16 protein-coding genes are annotated in these 16,369 nt (G+C 64.4%); 6 read left to right on the top strand and 10 right to left on the bottom strand.

What is annotated here, in order from left to right; all coding sequences use genetic code 11:
- The first annotated feature begins 1 nt into the window (after position 1).
- On the top strand, positions 2-697 hold the full coding sequence (locus tag CRO22_RS15285; protein WP_097071032.1) for a glutathione S-transferase N-terminal domain-containing protein: 696 nt from the start codon (positions 2-4) through the stop codon (positions 695-697).
- Positions 698-703: 6 nt separating this feature from the next.
- Here the strand turns inward: CRO22_RS15285 and CRO22_RS15280 are convergent, their stop codons facing one another.
- The 4 genes from CRO22_RS15280 to CRO22_RS15265 all read right to left on the bottom strand — a co-directional run bounded on the left by CRO22_RS15280 (position 704) and on the right by CRO22_RS15265 (position 4,488).
- Positions 704-1,339: a hypothetical protein gene (locus CRO22_RS15280; protein WP_097071031.1), complete on the bottom strand. Its 636-nt coding sequence runs from the start codon at positions 1,337-1,339 to the stop codon at positions 704-706.
- Positions 1,340-1,447: 108 nt separating this feature from the next.
- Positions 1,448-2,239 (bottom strand): inositol monophosphatase family protein, encoded by a 792-nt coding sequence (locus CRO22_RS15275; protein ID WP_097071030.1) that lies wholly within the window; start codon positions 2,237-2,239, stop codon positions 1,448-1,450.
- Positions 2,240-2,299: 60 nt separating this feature from the next.
- Entirely contained in the window at positions 2,300-3,496 is a 1,197-nt protein-coding gene (locus tag CRO22_RS15270) for an MFS transporter (protein ID WP_097071029.1), read from the bottom strand.
- 86 nt (positions 3,497-3,582) lie between these two features.
- Positions 3,583-4,488, bottom strand: a complete 906-nt coding sequence (locus tag CRO22_RS15265) for a LysR family transcriptional regulator (RefSeq protein ID WP_097071028.1) — start codon at positions 4,486-4,488, stop codon at positions 3,583-3,585.
- Between the two features lie 89 nt (positions 4,489-4,577).
- On the opposite strand from CRO22_RS15265, the gene metF reads away from it, so the two are divergent.
- Together metF and CRO22_RS15255 are read left to right on the top strand one after the other, a co-directional pair.
- Entirely contained in the window at positions 4,578-5,444 is an 867-nt protein-coding gene (gene metF / locus CRO22_RS15260) for a methylenetetrahydrofolate reductase [NAD(P)H] (protein WP_097071027.1), read from the top strand.
- 87 nt (positions 5,445-5,531) lie between these two features.
- Positions 5,532-6,020, top strand: a complete 489-nt coding sequence (locus CRO22_RS15255) for a PaaI family thioesterase (protein WP_342745181.1) — start codon at positions 5,532-5,534, stop codon at positions 6,018-6,020.
- Here CRO22_RS15255 and CRO22_RS15250 read toward each other — a convergent pair.
- Together CRO22_RS15250 and CRO22_RS15245 are read right to left on the bottom strand one after the other, a co-directional pair.
- On the bottom strand, positions 5,972-7,087 hold the full coding sequence (locus CRO22_RS15250; RefSeq protein WP_097071026.1) for a DUF2235 domain-containing protein: 1,116 nt from the start codon (positions 7,085-7,087) through the stop codon (positions 5,972-5,974). The two genes, CRO22_RS15255 and CRO22_RS15250, sit on opposite strands and share 49 nt — an antisense overlap.
- A 134-nt stretch (positions 7,088-7,221) precedes the next feature.
- On the bottom strand, positions 7,222-8,367 hold the full coding sequence (locus CRO22_RS15245; protein WP_097071025.1) for a type III PLP-dependent enzyme: 1,146 nt from the start codon (positions 8,365-8,367) through the stop codon (positions 7,222-7,224).
- Between the two features lie 227 nt (positions 8,368-8,594).
- Here CRO22_RS15245 and CRO22_RS15240 point away from each other — a divergent pair, with 227 nt between their 5' ends.
- Entirely contained in the window at positions 8,595-9,026 is a 432-nt protein-coding gene (locus CRO22_RS15240; RefSeq protein WP_097071024.1) for an Lrp/AsnC family transcriptional regulator, read from the top strand.
- 106 nt (positions 9,027-9,132) lie between these two features.
- Here CRO22_RS15240 and CRO22_RS15235 read toward each other — a convergent pair whose 3' ends face one another.
- The 4 genes from CRO22_RS15235 to CRO22_RS15220 form a co-directional block, all read right to left on the bottom strand.
- The gene (locus CRO22_RS15235) at positions 9,133-12,009 is read right to left on the bottom strand and encodes a valine--tRNA ligase (RefSeq protein WP_097071023.1); all 2,877 of its coding nucleotides are present in this window, start codon (positions 12,007-12,009) and stop codon (positions 9,133-9,135) included.
- A 75-nt stretch (positions 12,010-12,084) separates the two neighbouring features.
- Positions 12,085-12,855: a VOC family protein gene (locus CRO22_RS15230; protein WP_097071022.1), complete on the bottom strand. Its 771-nt coding sequence runs from the start codon at positions 12,853-12,855 to the stop codon at positions 12,085-12,087.
- A gap of 82 nt (positions 12,856-12,937) precedes the next feature.
- Positions 12,938-14,371, bottom strand: a complete 1,434-nt coding sequence (locus CRO22_RS15225; RefSeq protein WP_097071021.1) for a UbiA family prenyltransferase — start codon at positions 14,369-14,371, stop codon at positions 12,938-12,940.
- Positions 14,372-14,373: 2 nt separating this feature from the next.
- Complete coding sequence (locus CRO22_RS15220) at positions 14,374-15,249, bottom strand: lytic transglycosylase domain-containing protein (RefSeq protein ID WP_097071020.1); 876 nt, start codon at positions 15,247-15,249, stop codon at positions 14,374-14,376.
- Positions 15,250-15,637: 388 nt separating this feature from the next.
- Here CRO22_RS15220 and CRO22_RS15215 point away from each other — a divergent pair, with 388 nt between their 5' ends.
- A complete protein-coding gene (locus CRO22_RS15215; protein ID WP_097071019.1) occupies positions 15,638-15,856 on the top strand; it encodes a hypothetical protein in 219 nt (72 codons plus the stop codon).
- Positions 15,857-16,089: 233 nt separating this feature from the next.
- Positions 16,090-16,308, top strand: coding sequence for a hypothetical protein (locus CRO22_RS15210; protein ID WP_097071018.1), 219 nt, complete (start codon positions 16,090-16,092; stop codon positions 16,306-16,308).
- Positions 16,309-16,369 lie beyond the last annotated feature (61 nt).

The following is a 16,369-nucleotide window of genomic DNA, read 5'->3' as shown; positions in this document are numbered from 1 at the left end:
CATGACCGATCTGAGCCAATTTCCTATCACCAAACGCTGGCCTGCCACCCGGCCAGAAGTAATCCAGCTTTACTCGCTGACCACTCCGAATGGGGTGAAGGTCTCGATCATGCTTGAGGAATGCGGCCTTCCCTATGAGCCGCATCTGGTGAGTTTCGACCGCAAGGATCAGCTCACGCCTGAATTCCTCTCGCTCAACCCCAACAACAAGATCCCCGCGATCCTCGACCCGGACGGCCCCGCGGGCAAACCGCTCGCGCTCTTCGAAAGCGGCGCGATCCTGATTTATCTCGCGGAAAAAACCGGGAAATTCCTTCCCGAAGCGCAGCGCTACGAGGTGCTGCAATGGCTGATGTGGCAGATGGGGGGGCTGGGGCCGATGCTGGGCCAGCTCGGCTTCTTTCACGTCTATGCTGGCAAGGAGATCGAAGATCCGCGCCCGAAGGAGCGTTACCGCGCCGAGACTGAGCGGCTTTTGAACGTGCTTGACGGTGCCCTCAGCGGCAAGGACTGGATCTGCGGTTCGTATTCGATCGCCGACATCGCCATCGCGCCCTGGCTGCGCAGCCTGCGCGACGGCTACAAGGCCGCCGATCTGGTGGGCTGGAACGCGCTTGAGAACCTGCCCGCATATCTTGAGCGTTTCCTCGCCCGCCCGGCGGTGCAACGGGGCCTTGTCAACCCGAAACGGGACTGACGGAGGTCAGATCTCGGGGAAAGCGCGGCCCGCACGTTCGGCGATTCGCGCGGCCAGCCAGGCGGTCCAGCCCTCGGGCTGTGACAGGGTATAGCCGCTTGCCTTGGCGAGTGGCAGCGGGTTTTCGGCAAAGCGGGCCTCCGCCTCTGCACGCGCGGCGGTGGCAATATCTTCGGGGCTGCGAGCAAGCGCGGTGACGGCAAGCTCGACCGCCTCTGCGCGGCTCAACATCGGCTCGAACAGATCCGCCCGCTGCGAGGCATTGGCGATGAAGGCGCGCAGACCGGCTTGCGCCGCCGCGATCCGCTCCAGCGCCTGATCGCGCTGATCGGCGCGAAAAGCGCGCTCCAGCGGCAGCGTATCTTCAAAGGACGCGAGCTCGGCGCTGAGCCCGTCAATCGCCGCAACGAGCTCCAGCGTGACATGGAGGTCCTCGGCGCGCTCGGCTTCATCATGACAGGCATTGATCATGTCCCGCAGAAGCCGGATCCGGCCCAGTGCGATCACATCGGCGGTTTCGGCAAAGGCAATATCGCGCGCCGCCCGGCCGATCTCCTCCAAGGCCGCCTGGAGCGGGAACGGCGCCTCCCCGGACTCGGCTTCACGGATTTCGGTTTGCGATCTCGCGGCGGTGTTCCACATCGTGCATCCCCTTCTGGTGATGCCGACACCCTGTCACAACGAGGTGAACAAGTGGTGAACGATTGCAGCGAATGTTCGCGCCATGTTCACCCTTTGACTAGTAAAAGTTCACGCCGCTTCGCGCAGGATCTTGCAAAGGGGGTCATAAAGTTCGGCATTTCCGGCGATCACGGCACCGGATTCGAAGATCTCGCGGCCCTCACGCACGGGGCCGACAAAGCCGCCCGCCTCTTTCACCAGAATCAGCCCCGCCGCCATGTCCCAGGCGTTGATGCCGCGCTCCCAATAGCCGTCGTAGCGGCCCGAGGCGACATAGGCGAGATCGAGCGCCGCCGCGCCCCAGCGCCGCACCCCCGCACACACCGGCATCAGCCGGGCGAGGTCTTGCAGCGTCGCGGGCAGGGTCGAGCGGCCGCCGAAGGGCACGCCGGTGGCAAAGATCGCCTCGATCATGTGGCGACGCCCCGAGACGCGCAGACGGCTCTCGTTCATATAGGCGCCCAGGCCCTTCTCGGCGTAGTAAAGTTCGTCCTTTGCCGCGTCGAAGACCACGCCGGCGACCACTTCGCCCTTGTGTTCGAGCGCGATCGACACCGCCCAATGCGGCAGGCCGTGCAGGAAGTTGGTGGTGCCGTCGAGCGGGTCGACGATCCAGCGCCGGGTCGGGTCTTCGCCCGCCTCTTCGCCAGTTTCCTCTCCGAGCCAGCCATAGGTGGGCCGCGCGCCGCGCAGCTCTTCCTTGATGATCCGCTCCGCCTCGCGGTCCGCCTTGGAGACGAAATCGCCCGGGCCCTTGGCCGAGACCTGCAGGTTTTCGACCTCGCGGAAATCCTTGACAAGCGACCGCCCCGCCTTGCGCGCGGCCTTGATCATCAGGTTGAGGTTGGCACTGCCTTGCATCGGGGGCTCCTTCGGTTCAAGCGCCTGCCTTACACGGCGGAGGTAAAGAATCCAAGAGGGTCAGCGGGCCAGAAACTCGGCCCGCCGCGGCAGGAAGATCGTCAGGATGCCAAGCGCGGGCAGGACCGAGCAGATCAGATAGACGGTGCGGATACCGTGATGGTCCGCCAGAAGCCCGAGTGCCGCCGCGGCAATGCCGCCCATGCCAAAACTGAGCCCGAAAAAGATCCCCGCCACCATGCCGACCCGGCCCGGCAGAAGCTCCTGCGCGAAGACGACGATGGCCGAGAAGGCGGAGGCGAGGATAAGGCCGATGATGACCGTCAGCACGCCCGAGCCCCAGAGCCCCACATGCGGCAGGGCCAGCGTAAAGGGCAGAACACCAAGGATCGAAATCCAGATCACTGTCATCGGCCCCCAGCGGTCGGCGACCGGGCCGCCGAGCACGGTGCCTGCAGCGACCGCCCCGAGGAAGAGGAAGAGCATGAGCTGCGCGGTGCGCGTATCCACGCCAAAGCTCTCGATCAGATAGAAGGTGTAATAGGAGCCGAGCGAGGCCATGTAGACGTTTTTCGAAAAGACGAGGATCACCAGCACGGTAATGGCCCAGATCGTGCGGTTGCGCGAGAGCGGCAGCGTCTTGTCGATCACCTTGCGGGCGCGGTCCTTCAGATGCGCGCCATACCAGCGGCTCACCCGCACGAGGATGATCCCGGCGATGAGCGCGAGCGCGCCGAAAAGTGCGACCGAAGGGCGCCCGAACGGCAGCACGATGAAGGCGGCGAGAAGGGGCCCTATGGCCGTGCCGAAATTGCCGCCCACCTGAAACACCGATTGCGCAAGCCCGAAGCGCCCGCCCGAAGCGATACGGGCCACGCGGCTCGATTCGGGATGGAAGATCGCCGAGCCGAAGCCCACGAACATCGCGCCGAGGATCAGCGCCGCATAGGAGGGCGCGAAGGCGAGCCCCATCAGCCCGACGAAGGTGGAGACCGAAGCGATGGGCAGCGACCAGGGTTGCGGGCGCGCATCGGTATAGATGCCGATCACCGGCTGCAACAGCGAGGCCGTGCCCTGAAACGCCAGCGTCAGCATCCCGATCTGCCAGTAATCGAGCGCAAAATCGGCTTTCAGGATCGGGTAGATCGACGACAGCATCGACTGCATCACATCATTGAGCATGTGGCAGGCGGAAATCGCGAAAAGAATCGGGAAAACGGTCGCCGAAGCGGCGCGCGAGGGCATGGTAGCGGTCATGGCGGGTCCGGAGGCTAAAGCCCAGCCATAGCGCCGCGCGAGCAACCGGTCACGCGCCAGATTGTTACGGATACACTTCGCCCGGCTCAGGCGCGTTGCAGCTTTACCGGCTCGGTGCGCGCAAGCCGCAGGAAATGCGCGATATAGGGCGCGCGCACATCCTCCGAGCGCGTGGCGGCATAGAGCCGCTTCGTCAGGCCCTCTTCGGTCACCGGGCGGGTGACGTAATCGGGCTGGTATTTCACCTCGCGCAGCACCCAGTCGGGCAGCACCGCCACGCCGCGCCCGGAGGCCACGAGCATCAGGATCACGGCCGTCAGTTCCACTTGCCGATGCCCCTTCGGCTCGACCCGCGCGGGGGTGAGCAGGAGCGAGAACACATCCGAGCGGGCGCGGTCGATCGGATAGGTGATCAGCGTCTGATCGGCAAAATCCTCGGCCATGACGAAGGGTTTGGCGGCCAGCGGGTTCGACGCCGCGGCAATGAAGGTAGGCGAATAGTCGAAGAGCGGGTTGAAGGTGATGTCCTCGATCTTTTCCGGATCGGAGGAGATCACAAGGTCCACCTCCTCGCGCGCGAGCGCGGCGAGCGCGGTGAAGGCGAGGCCGGGGCGGATGTCGATGTCGATCTCTGGCCAGGCATGGCGGAAGGCTTCGAGCACCGGAAAGAGCCATTCGAAACAGGCATGGCATTCGATCGCAATATGGAGCCGCCCGGCGCGGCCTTGCTGGATCGCGGCAAATTCCGCCTCGGTCGCGGCGATCTCTGGCAGGATCCGCTCGGCAAGTCGCAACAGCTTCATTCCCGCCGCCGAAAGCCGCAAGGGCTTGGAACGGCGTGCAAAAAGCTCAAGCCCCACCTGATCCTCAAGCCCCTTCACCTGATGCGAAAGCGCGCTTTGGGTGATGTGCAGAATATCGGCTGCCTTGGCGAGGCCGCCCGCATCATGGATCGCCTTGATCGTGCGCAGATGCCGGAACTCCAGATGCATTATGAGCGATCCTCATCACCTTCTTGAACATTATGAGTTTGTCTCACATCCAGATTCGTGAGACAAGAGGGCAACGAAAGGACATCGTCATGCCCACGCCCAAGATCAGCTTCGAATTCTTCCCGCCGCAGACGCTCGACGCCTCGTTCCGGCTCTGGGAAACGGCGCAGGTTCTGGCACCGCTGAAACCGAATTTCGTTTCGGTCACCTATGGCGCGGGCGGCACCACCCGCAAGCTCACCCATGATGCGGTGGAGACAATCCACAAGAATTACGGCCTCAATGTCGCCGCGCATCTGACCTGCGTCAACGCGACCCGCGCGGAGACACAGGAGATCATCGACGCCTATGCCGAGGCCGGCGTGACCGAGATCGTCGCGCTCCGCGGCGACCCGCCGAAGGGCGAGAACAAGTTCACGCCCCATCCCGAGGGCTTTGCCTCCTCGGTCGAGTTGATCGAGTTTCTCGCCGCCGATGGCCGCTTCAAGCTCCATTGCGGCGCCTATCCGGAAGCCCATCCCGAGGCGGCCGACACACTCGCCGATGTGCGCTGGCTCAAACGCAAGGTCGAGGCGGGCGCCACCTCGGCGATCACCCAGTTCTTCTTCGAGGCGGAAACTTTCTTCCGCTTCCGCGATGCCTGCGTGAAGGAAGGCATCGAAGCGAAAATCATCCCCGGCATCCTGCCGATCCAGTCCTGGAAAGGGGCGAAGAGCTTTGCCCAGCGCTGCGGCACCTCGATCCCCGCCTGGGTGGAAGACGCTTTCGATCATGCGCTGCGCGATGACCGGGAAAGCCTGCTCGCCACCGCGCTCTGCACCGAGCTTTGCGACAATCTGATCGCGGGCGGGGTGGAAGATCTGCATTTCTACACGCTCAACCGCCCGCAAATGACGCGCGACGTGTGCCATGCGCTTGGCGTCACCCCCGATGTGGTGCTTGAAAACGTCGCTTGAAAGCCTCTGACGTAACGGAACTTTTCGGGGGGCTTCGGCCCCCCTTTGCGTATCCCCTTTCCCGCGTCAGGCTGAGGCGAGGGAGAGATGACCATGCAGAAATTTGCCGAAACGGCCGAGGACTTCCTGCCGCTTGCCGAGGTCGGAAAGATGTCGGGGCTTGAGTACATGCGCAAGATGATGGCGGGGGACGTGCCCTCCACCACCTTCGCGCAGGGGTGCAATTACTGGATCAGCACGGTGGAGCCGGGGCTTGTGGAGCTCACCGGCGTTCCGGACCATGCCCACACCAACGCCTTTGGCGGCGTGCATGGCGGCTGGTATGGGGTGCTGCTCGACACCTGCCTGACCTGCGCGGTGATCACCGGGCTCAAACCCGGCCAGATCCAGACCACGCTGGAGTTGAAAATCAATATGCTGCGGGCGATCCCGCTCGGCCTCGAAGTGATCGCCGTGGGAAGGCTTGAGCATATCGGGCGCTCCACCGGCGTTGCCCGCGGCGAGATCCGCGGCGCCGACGGCAAGGTTTACGCTCTCGGCACGGCTACCTGTCTGGTGATGGCCGCACCCGGCTGAAGACCTTCACCGGGCTCGGGGCGGATCTTCAGCCACCATTCGCGCCGCGCCGCCAGCGCGGTCTCATGGATCCGCTCCGAAAGGCAGCGATGCGCCACCCGCGGCGCACGCAGAAGCGAGGTCTTGCCCCAGCCCGACCAGCTTCCGACCGAGGGCGCGGCGGCATCGCAGGGGAAATCGGCGCGCCAGTTGAAGGGCAGCTCGAAGCCGAGGCTCTCGGCGCGCCCCATCATCCAGACGAGCGGAATATTGGCGAGCGGACGGGAGCTCTCATCGCCCGCCAGCTGCCCGCCAATATCGGCATGGCAGCCGCGGAACCAGACCTGCTCGATCCGGTGCGCGCCGGTGGCGTTCTGGTCCCAGATCAGCGGCGAGAGCACCTTGCGGGTCTCGTGGAGCGCCAGTGCCTGAAACCCGTGCCGCACCGAGCGACCGAGCGTATGATCATGAAACCGCACCCGGAGGGCACTGCGCGCGGAGCGAAACGGGAAGCGCGGCCCTAGCGCCGCCACCGTATCGAACACGCCGACCATCTCGATCCGAGTCTCCGCATGGCAATAATTTTGACGAAAGAGCTGCGGCGAGGCCTCCGATTCGTAATGCCGCCAGGCCTGCAGCACATTGCGCTCCGTCGCCTCGGGTGCGCGCAAAAGGCCCACCCGGTCAATCAGCCCGGCAAGCGAGCGCGCCGCAAAGGCGCCGCGCGAATAGCCCAGCAGGAAGATCCGGTCGCCGGGGCGGTAGCGCATCGCAAGCCAGCCATAGGCGCGCATGATCTGCATCTCCACGCCCCAGCCGAGCCAGATATCCTTGACGTCGCGCCATTCGCGATATTTCAGCCCCTTGCCGTAATAGAGCGAGGCGCGCGGCACATTGCGGCGCAGGTAGAGGTAGAGCAGACCAATCGAGGTGCGCCGGATCGGGTTGAGCGAACCGAGCGTGCCGTCGAGCAGCACCATATGGTCGACTGGCCCCCGCGCGCGGCGGCGGATCGAGGGGGTCACGACGCTGCCGTCGGCATCTTCCTGCCGCAAGCGTCCGATCAGGCGATGGAGCATTCCGATCATGGCGCACCCGTAACTGAAAACGGCCTCACCCTTGAAACGATAGGGCAAGGCCGTTAACTCTCAATTACATTTGCGCCAGATTGTCGCAGCTCACGAAAGAATGTTGCGTTTTCGCCAAGCGCTCCGGCAGAAGATCAGCCGCGCAGCGCCAGCGCGGTGACAATCTCCATCTGGCCAAACCCGTTGAACCGGGTGTTGGTGGCAGAGGAATAGGCGCCCATGCCGTGGAACACGAGAAAATCGCCTTCCGCGAGCGTGCCCGGAAGCGCCACTTCGCCCGGCAGCCGGTCGACCGAATCGCAGGTCGGGCCGAAGACGATACGGTTCACCGCCGCGCCGGTGCGGGGCGCACCGCAAGGCGCCATCACTTCGAGGCGCTCGATATTGCCGACAAGCGGCAGTTCGGCGAGCCCGCCATAGACGCCGTCGTTGAGGAACACATGGGTATCGTCACGCAGCGCCTTGACACGGGTGATATGGGTGAAGGCATCCCCCACAAGGCCGCGGCCCGGCTCGCAGACGAGCAGCGGACGGACATCGCCGAAGGCTTCGCCCGTCACCCGATCGATCAGGTCGAAGATCTCCTCAAGCACCGGCGCCGGGCCGATGGTACGGTGGTTCGGGAAGCCGCCGCCCACGTTGAGCCGGCGCGCCTGCACGCCCGCGGCGCGGCAGATCTCCGCCGCGGTGCGAATATAGGCATCCCAGGCCATCGGATCGGTGCATTGGGTGCCCGGATGGAAGGTCAGCGAGGGAATGAAGCCAGCTTCCGCCGCACGCGCCAGCAGCTCGGCCGCAAGCTCGGCCGTCGCGCCGAATTTCGCGCCGAAGTTATAGGCCGCCCCCTGCACCGGCAGCTTGAAGCGCACCGAAATCTCGCAGCCATCGGTCGGCACCATCTCGATCAGTTTTTCGAGCTCGGAGCGCGAATCGACCGACCAGGTCTTCACCTCGGCGCGCACGGCATGAGCGATCTCGTCGCGGCCGCGCACCGGGTTGTGGTAATGCAGCGCCGCACCGGGCGCGATGCGGCGGATCATGTCGATCTCGGCGGGGGAGGCGACATCGAAGCCGCGGATCCCGGCGGCTACGAGGTTCTCGATCACCATCTCGTCGGGGTTCGATTTCACCGCATAGGTGACGAGCCCCGGGAATCCGCGCAGGAACCGCCGCGCGGTCGTCTGCAGGATCTCGGGGGAAAACACGAGCACCGGGTGATCGGGCTGTTTCGTGCGGATGATTTCGGACGGATTCGCCCATATAGTCTTCGACAGTCCCATCGGCTTCTCCTCGCCAACAGAATTGCAGCCACCTCTTGCCCCGGCTTTACGGGTCGGGAGACGCTTACAGCGTTTCAACCAACCAGGCCAGGTGCGTATGAGCCGCCCTTTTCCTGTCTTCTCAGGATGCGCGATATGGGGCACATTTTCACCGATCTAAAGAGTAGAAATACGTCGAAACGTCGTTATAATGCCGAAAAATTCGGTCAATCTGACGGTGCTGTAAAATGGACGACCTCGACAAGGCAATCCTCGGCCTGCTCTCGGGCGATGCGCGGATTTCGCTGGCCACTTTGGCGCGCAAACTCAAGGTCGCGCGCTCGACGATTCAGGCACGACTCGAGCGGCTGGAAGTGAGCGGGGTGATCGCGGGTTACACGGTGAAACTGGGGGAGGCAGCGCGGGCGGGCCGGCTCAGGGCCACGGTTTTGCTGATGGTCGAGCCGCGCGCACAGGCCGCAATCCTGAGCCGGCTGAAGGGCATTCCGGAGGTGGAACGGATCTCCACGACATCGGGGCGAATCGACCTGCTGTTACAGGTCGCCTCGAACTCCACTGCGCAGCTTGACGGCGTGCTCGATCAGATCGGCGAGATGCAGGGGGTGAAAAGCTCCGAGAGCCTCATTCACCTGAGCACGAAGCTCGACCGCGCGGTCTGAGCCGCACGGCGCCACCCCGAAGGCAAGGCCCCTTCGACTTTGCGCAAATATCCCCGGGGAGTGAAGTGCCCGGAGCGGGCAAGGGGGGCAGCGCCCCCCTTCCCCGTCAGCCCAGTTCCGCGAGCCGCTTGAGTGCCGCGCCGATCTTTTCGGCCTCTTCCGCGCGCGCGGCGAGGTTGGCGCGTGCCTCCTCGATCACCTCTTCCGCGGCATTGGCCACGAATTTCGGGTTCGCGAACCGCGCTTTCAGCCCAGCGGCTTCCTTCTCCACCTTGGCGAGGGATTTCGAAAGCCGCGCCTTCTCGGCGGCCACGTCAATCACCCCTTCGAGCGGCAGCCCGAACAGCGCGCCCGGCGCCGGGATCGAGATCGAGCCCTTGGCAACGGCGCCCTCGGTGATTGCCTCGATCCGCGCAAGCCGCAAGATCAGCGCCTCGTTTTGCGCAAGCGCTGTGCGCGCGGCCGCGTCGGCCTCGGCCAGCGTCATCGGCAGCTTTGCCGCCACCGGCACGCCCATCTGCGCCCGGCTTGAGCGGATCTCCTCGATCAGCCCGATCACCCAGTTCATCTCGCGGTCGGCGTCCGTATCGACAAGCTCCGCGCCATAGCCCGGCCAGTCGGCATGGACGAGCATCTTGGCGCGATCTCCGGTCAGCCCCCAGAGTTCCTCGGTGATGAAGGGCATGATTGGATGGAGCAGGATATAGGCCTGATCGAGCACCCAGCGCATCGTGGCGCGGGTTTCCGCGGCGTGTTCGGTGTCAAAGAGCGGCTTGGCGAATTCGACATACCAATCGCAAACCTTGCCCCAGACAAAGGCGTAAAGCGCGTTTGCCGCATCGTTGAAGCGGTAGCTTTCAAACGCCGCATCCACGGTTTCGCGCACTTTTGCGGTCTCACCGATGATCCATTTGTTCACGGTGTGGCTGGCCACGGGCACGCCCGCGGCGGCGGGGCCCTCGAACACGCCATTCATCTCGGCAAAGCGGGTGGCGTTCCAGATCTTGGTGCCGAAGTTGCGATAGCCCGCGATGCGGTCTTTCGAGAGCTTCAGCACGCCGCCAATCGCCGCCATCGAGGCATTGGTGAAGCGCAGCGCATCGGCGCCGTATTCATCAATGATTTCCAGCGGGTCGATCACATTGCCCGCCGTTTTCGACATTTTCTTGCCCTTCTCGTCGCGCACGAGCTGATGCAGGTAAACGGTGTGGAACGGGATTTTGCCCGTCACCGCCAGCTGCATCATCATCATCCGCGCAACCCAGAAGAACAGGATGTCGAAGCCCGTCACCAGCACATCGGTGGGGAAATATTTCGAGGTCGTCTCGTCCCAGTTCGGCCAGCCGAGCGTGCCGATCGGCCAGAGCCCCGAGGAGAACCAGGTGTCGAGCACATCCGGGTCGCGGGTGAGCGCTTTGCCGGGCACCATCGCCTGCGCTTCCGCCTCGGAGGGGGCACAGTAGTGATTGCCCTCTTCATCATACCACACCGGAATCTGATGCCCCCACCAGAGCTGGCGGGAGATGCACCAGGGCTCGATGTTTTCCAGCCAATGGTAATAGGTCTTCTCGCCCGCTTCGGGCATGATCTTGGTGCGGCCTTCGCGCACGGCCTCAAGTGCCGGGCCAACGACCTTTTCGGCGTCGACATACCATTGGTCGGTCAGCATCGGCTCGATCACGACCTTGGAACGGTCGCCAAAGGGCTGCATGATCGGCTTGTTCTCGACATAGGGAACCAGCGTCTCGACCTCGTTGCCCTCCGCGTCCTTGACCGTGGCCTTGGTCATCACCGCGAGCCCCTCGGCGTTGATCTGGGCGACCACCGCCTTGCGCGCCTCCAGCCGGTCAAGCCCGCGCAGCTCTTCGGGGATCAGGTTCAGCGTGTCGATCTCGGCTTCGGTGAAACTTGCCCCCTTGGAGATGTCCATCGCGCGCTGCGCGCAGTCCTCGTAGCGCGCGCCATCGGCGCGCATCGCACCCTTGGTATCCATCAGCCGATACATCGGAAGACCGCCGCGTTTGGCGACCTGATAGTCGTTGAAATCATGCGCGCCGGTGATCTTCACTGCGCCCGAGCCAAAGGTCGGGTCGGGATATTCATCGGTGATGATCGGAATCAGGCGGCGATGCTCTTTAGGCCCGACAGGGATCTCGCAGAGCATGCCGACAATCGGCGCATAGCGTTCATCAGACGGATGCACCGCCACCGCGCCATCCCCCAGCATCGTCTCGGGGCGGGTGGTGGCGATGGAGATATAGTCGCGCGTCTCGCGGAAGGTGATGGTGCCGTCTTCGTCCTTCTCGACGTATTCGTAAGTCGCGCCCCCGGCGAGCGGGTATTTGAAGTGCCACATATGGCCCGACACCTCGATATTCTCGACTTCGAGGTCAGAGATCGCGGTCTCGAAATGGGGGTCCCAGTTCACCAGCCGCTTGCCGCGGTAGATGAGCCCCTTGTTGTACATCTCGACAAAGACCTTGATCACCGCGTCATGGAAGTTGCCTTCCTCGCCCTCGGGAGCCCCCGGCGCGCCCGACATGGTGAAGGCGTTGCGCGACCAGTCGCAGGACGAACCAAGGCGTTTGAGCTGGTTGATGATGGTCGAGCCGTATTTGCCCTTCCACTCCCAGACCTTTTCCAAAAACGCCTCGCGGCCCAGTTCGGCGCGGCTCGGCTGTTGGGTCTTGGCCAGTTCCTTTTCCACCATCAGCTGGGTGGCGATGCCCGCATGGTCCTGCCCCGGCTGCCACAGCGTGTCAAAGCCGCGCATCCGGTGCCAGCGCACGAGGATGTCTTGCACCGTGTTGTTGAAAGCATGGCCGACATGGAGCGCGCCCGTTACGTTCGGCGGCGGGATCATGATGCAGAAGGTTTCCGGGCGCGAGGCATTGGCGCCCGCCTTGAAGGCGCCCGCCTGTTCCCATTTCGCATAGAGCCGCGGCTCGGCCTCGCGCGCGTCAAAGGTCTTTTCCATCGTCATCGGTCGTGTCCTTTCGGGGCTTGACGCTCTTTAGCGCGCGCGCCCTGCAAGGAAAAGCCTCCGAGACGGTTTGCCCTAGCGTTTGGGCGCGACAAGCGCGAAATGCGCGCCCTGCGGGTCGCGCAGCGTGGCGACAAAGGCGGGGCCGGGCACTTCCACCGGGCCGTTGAGGAGCACACCGCCTGCGGCCTTCACCTGCGCAATGGCCGCATCGAGCGCGTTCACACCGAAATAGGCGAGCCAGTTGGAGACCGGCGCAGGGCCGAGCCCCATCATGCCGCCGATCTGCACACCGCGATGGGCGAAGACGTAATATTGCCCCAGAGGCCCGATGTCGAAATCCGCATCGCGGCGCCAGTCAAAGAGCTTGCGGTAGAATTCCAGGCTGGCGCGAGGATCAGACGACATCAACTCAAGCCAGGTACCATGGCCGGTGGCGCGCTGGTTCCAGGCGCCGCCTTCGGGCGGCGGGTCCATCGGCAGGGTCTTCAGAATGCCGAAGACCGCGCCTTGCGGATCTCCCAAAACTGCGAATCGGCCGGTGCCGGGAATATCGGCAGGCGCTTTCCAGACCTTGCCACTCAGCTCTTCGGCGAGCTTCGCCGTCGCGTCGACATCGTCGACCGCGATATAGATCATCCAGTTCGGCGGCGTGCCGGGCGGGCATTCGGAGAGTGGAAAGCCCCCGGCCACCATGTCCTTGCCGGCGCTGGCGAGGCGATAATCGAGCCCCTCCATTCCCGCGCTCGACCAGTCCCAGCCCATCAGCGGCGCGTAGAATTCCTGCGCGGCGTCCAGATCGGGAACGGAAAGCTCGAACCAGCAGGGAAGACCGTGATCAGACATGGCTATGCTCCTCGGACAGGGGATCATCCTAGCACGATGCGCCCGACGCGAATATGACGGATCTTGCGGCGGGCCCGCGCCCTCAGCCCCCGAACCATTGCGCCCAGAGCCCTGCCCCCCAGAACATCAGGCTCAGGGTCAGCATCAGGATGCCGAGGCCGAACTTGTCCTTCAGCGCGAAAACGATCGGGTCGTAATCCTGCTTGCCGTACCAGCCGAGCGCCACCATGCGGATGAGCCATCCCCCCATCGGCACCATCGCCAGCCACAAAAGCCAGGTGTCGGGGTAGAGCGCGCGGCCCTGATCGGAAACGGAATAAAGAAAGAAGATCGCGAGCGCGCCGAACACGCCAAGCCCAGCGACATTGAGCAGATCACCCCGGTCGGGCCGGCCATAGCCGCGCCCGGGCAGGCGCTCGTCATTGGTGGCCAATGTGAGTTCGGTGAGGCGTTTGACACACCCCAGGCTGATGAAGATCGGGAAGATGAAGATCAGCATGTAGACCGAAACATCGACAGCCCCCGCCGCCGCCCCCGCGACAACGCGGATCGTGTAGAGGCTCGCCAGCGTGGCGATATCGACCCAGCGCATCCGCTTGAGCCTGAGCGAATAGGCCAGCGAAGTGAGCATATAGAGCGCGATGACGCCAAGGAATGCCCCGTTGAGCGTCACGGCGAGACCAAGCGCGGTGCACGCTAGCACCGCAAAAGCCAGCATCCCCACCCTGATCGGCACCGCGCCGGAGGCAAAAGGACGGCGGCATTTCGTCGGATGCAGCCGATCCGCCTCAAGGTCGAGCAGATCATTGACGATATAGATCGCCGAAGCGGCGAAGGAGAACGCGATCATGCCAACCAAAATCGGCACCAGCGTTGCAAGGTCGAACCGATGCGCAGCGATCAGCGGCAGGATCAGGAGCACGTTCTTGACCCATTGATGTGGACGAACTGCCTTCCAGAGCGCCTTGATCTCCCATCCGCCGGGCAGATTGACCACACCGATGCCACGCGCCGGCAAAGCCGAGGTTGCAGGCACCCTGCCCATGACGATGGCGGTTTCGGCATGCGCCCAGACGGCCATGTCGGCCGCCTCGTTGCCTGCATAGAGAAATCCTCGCGGGCCAAAGGCCGCAACGAGCGCCCCGGCCTTCGCGGCGCCTTTCAGGTTCACCCTTCCGTCACTGGCGAAGACACGCGGCGAAAGCCCGTGTTGCGCGGCAAGCGGCGCCACGAGGGCGCGATCGGAGGCGGAGGCGAGGCAGACCTCGCGCCCCTCGGCCTGGGCCTCTGCGGCCACTTCGGCGAGCGCCGGGTTCACCGGCATCAGATCGGTGCGCAGCGGCACCGCCCGGGCGAGCGCCGCTTTCAGCCGGGCCGGATCCGAGACATGCGCCGCGACGATGCGCAACGTGGTCAGCGGAGTCCGCCCGAGCCCCGCCCAGAAGCCCTCGTAGAGCAGATCGGTGCGCAGGAAGGTGCCATCGACATCGAGCACCAGCGGTTTTGCGTCGCGCATTCCTACCCTTTCACCGCGAAGACACAGCCATCGGTGACAAGCTCGGGGGGGCTCAGGCAGAGCCCGCGCGCCACCTGCCAGGCGGCGAGCACCTTGGGCACGTAATCGCGTGTCTCGGCATAGGGCGGCACGCCGCCCGCGCCCTTCACCGCGTTTTCCCCGGCATTGTAGGCGGCGATCACCATCAGCGGATCGCGGTCGAATTCCTTCATCAACCAGTCCAGATAGGCCACCCCACCCTGGATGTTCTGGCCCGGATCGGTGCTGTCATCGACAGAAAAGCGGGCTGCCGTGGCCGGAATGAGCTGCATCAGCCCCACTGCGCCGGAATGCGAAACGGCATCGGCGCGCCCGCCCGACTCGGTCGAGATCACCGCGAGCACTAGTGCGGGAGAGACCTCGGTGCCGATCGTTGCGGTCAGGATCTCGCGACCATGGTTCATCGCGATGGCCTGAAGACGGTCGAGCCGCGGCGCACGCACGCTCTGCCCCCCCGGCCCCGAGGCCAGCGCATCGATGGCTTTCTGGAACCGTCCGGCCCGGTCACCGAGCGCCGGAGAGACCGCGCTCCAATACCAGGCATAGGAAGCCGACGCGCCATCCTGGGCCCGCGCCCCGCCGCCGCCAGCCGCAACGGATGCAGGAGGCGGCGTGGCGGTGAGTGGTGCGAAAGGTTTGGCGGCCTGCGCCGCGAGCGCGCGCATCTGCTCTTCCGGATCGATCTGGATCGTCAGAAACCGGGTCTGGCCCTGTTTCGGCGGCAAGACCCGCTTCGGCGTGAAATGATGCACCGTCGGCCCGGTCTCGGCGAAGACCGCCCCCGGCACGGCCAGAATGGCCGCGCAGATCGCGAGAATGAATGCCCGTATCCGACGCATCGGCGCCCTGTCCGTTCTGGTTGATCACTGCTCTGTGCGGGTCTGCGCCCGTTTTCTCCGTTATCGGTCAAAATCACGCGGACTCAAAAGGAAAACGCGCCCACGACGGGAAGATCGGCGCGTCACTGTGGCGCGAAAGTCGGCCCCGCACGGGGCCTTGCCACCGCAGCGGGAGGCCGAAACAGCGGTCACCCGCGGAGATGGCCCGACAAAACCGTTTTAATTCAAAAGCCATCACGCTTTCGAGGCCGCTTAACAAATCCTGAAATTTCCGCCTGCGCGCCCCAATCCCGCCACGTTTGAACAAGAGATTGAAGGCATCCCGCGAGGCACGGAGCCAAGGTCAGAGCTGGCAGCACCGCGGAGCCCCGGAACCAGGAGAGACCAGATGAAATTCTTCAAGATCGCCCGCAAACTCCGCACCGAAGAAGACGGCGCCGTCACCGTTGACTGGGTCGTGCTGACCGCCGCCGTCGTCGGCCTCGGCGCCGCCGCGCTCACCCTCGTGCGCTCGAGCACCGGCCAGCTGACCGGCAAGATCGACACCTATGTCTCCAGCGCCTCGGTCAAGAGCACCTTCGACGCGACCGAAACCGCCGCGGAATAATTGCCGCGATCATCCATTGCCCAGGCCGCCCCTCCCGGGCGGCCTGTTGCTTTTGGCGCCCACACGGGGCTTTCCGGCGCTCGGAGATGCCCAGAAGAAACACCGAAACCGCCCCATTCGAGCCACGATTCGCAGCGATAACAAGGGCATCCCGCGAGGCACGGCGCCAAGGTCAGAGCTGGCAGCACCGCGGAGCCCCGGAATTCAAACGCCCAGAACTCAGGAGAGACCAGATGAAGTTCTTCAAGATCGCCCGCAAACTCCGCACCGAAGAAGACGGCGCCGTCACCGTCGACTGGGTCGTGCTGACCGCCGCCGTCGTCGGCCTCGGCGCCGCCGCGCTCACCCTCGTGCGCTCGAGCACCGGCCAGCTGACCGGCAAGATCGACACCTACATTTCCAGCGCCTCGGTCAAGAGCACCTTCGACGCGACCGAAACCGCCGCGGAATAATTGCCGCGATCATCCATTGCCCAGGCCGCCCCTCCCGGGCGGCCTGTTGCTTTTGGCGCCA

The sequence above is a fragment of the Rhodobacter maris genome (assembly GCF_900217815.1).
Classification (GTDB): domain Bacteria; phylum Pseudomonadota; class Alphaproteobacteria; order Rhodobacterales; family Rhodobacteraceae; genus Rhodobacter; species Rhodobacter maris.
The sequence above is the reverse complement of the archived record's forward strand: the minus strand, read 5'-3'. Positions and strand labels throughout refer to the sequence as shown.

What these genes read in the sequence shown, in the direction of transcription:
- CRO22_RS15285 (WP_097071032.1), top strand. Translation starts at nt 2, where the DNA reads ATGACCGATCTGAGCCAATTTCCTATCACCAAACGCTGGCCTGCCACC.
- CRO22_RS15280 (WP_097071031.1), bottom strand. Translation starts at nt 1,339, where the DNA reads ATGTGGAACACCGCCGCGAGATCGCAAACCGAAATCCGTGAAGCCGAG.
- CRO22_RS15275 (WP_097071030.1), bottom strand. Translation starts at nt 2,239, where the DNA reads ATGCAAGGCAGTGCCAACCTCAACCTGATGATCAAGGCCGCGCGCAAG.
- CRO22_RS15270 (WP_097071029.1), bottom strand. Translation starts at nt 3,496, where the DNA reads ATGACCGCTACCATGCCCTCGCGCGCCGCTTCGGCGACCGTTTTCCCG.
- CRO22_RS15265 (WP_097071028.1), bottom strand. Translation starts at nt 4,488, where the DNA reads ATGCATCTGGAGTTCCGGCATCTGCGCACGATCAAGGCGATCCATGAT.
- metF (WP_097071027.1), top strand. Translation starts at nt 4,578, where the DNA reads ATGCCCACGCCCAAGATCAGCTTCGAATTCTTCCCGCCGCAGACGCTC.
- CRO22_RS15255 (WP_342745181.1), top strand. Translation starts at nt 5,532, where the DNA reads ATGACCATGCAGAAATTTGCCGAAACGGCCGAGGACTTCCTGCCGCTT.
- CRO22_RS15250 (WP_097071026.1), bottom strand. Translation starts at nt 7,087, where the DNA reads ATGATCGGAATGCTCCATCGCCTGATCGGACGCTTGCGGCAGGAAGAT.
- CRO22_RS15245 (WP_097071025.1), bottom strand. Translation starts at nt 8,367, where the DNA reads ATGGGACTGTCGAAGACTATATGGGCGAATCCGTCCGAAATCATCCGC.
- CRO22_RS15240 (WP_097071024.1), top strand. Translation starts at nt 8,595, where the DNA reads ATGGACGACCTCGACAAGGCAATCCTCGGCCTGCTCTCGGGCGATGCG.
- CRO22_RS15235 (WP_097071023.1), bottom strand. Translation starts at nt 12,009, where the DNA reads ATGACGATGGAAAAGACCTTTGACGCGCGCGAGGCCGAGCCGCGGCTC.
- CRO22_RS15230 (WP_097071022.1), bottom strand. Translation starts at nt 12,855, where the DNA reads ATGTCTGATCACGGTCTTCCCTGCTGGTTCGAGCTTTCCGTTCCCGAT.
- CRO22_RS15225 (WP_097071021.1), bottom strand. Translation starts at nt 14,371, where the DNA reads ATGCGCGACGCAAAACCGCTGGTGCTCGATGTCGATGGCACCTTCCTG.
- CRO22_RS15220 (WP_097071020.1), bottom strand. Translation starts at nt 15,249, where the DNA reads ATGCGTCGGATACGGGCATTCATTCTCGCGATCTGCGCGGCCATTCTG.
- CRO22_RS15215 (WP_097071019.1), top strand. Translation starts at nt 15,638, where the DNA reads ATGAAATTCTTCAAGATCGCCCGCAAACTCCGCACCGAAGAAGACGGC.
- CRO22_RS15210 (WP_097071018.1), top strand. Translation starts at nt 16,090, where the DNA reads ATGAAGTTCTTCAAGATCGCCCGCAAACTCCGCACCGAAGAAGACGGC.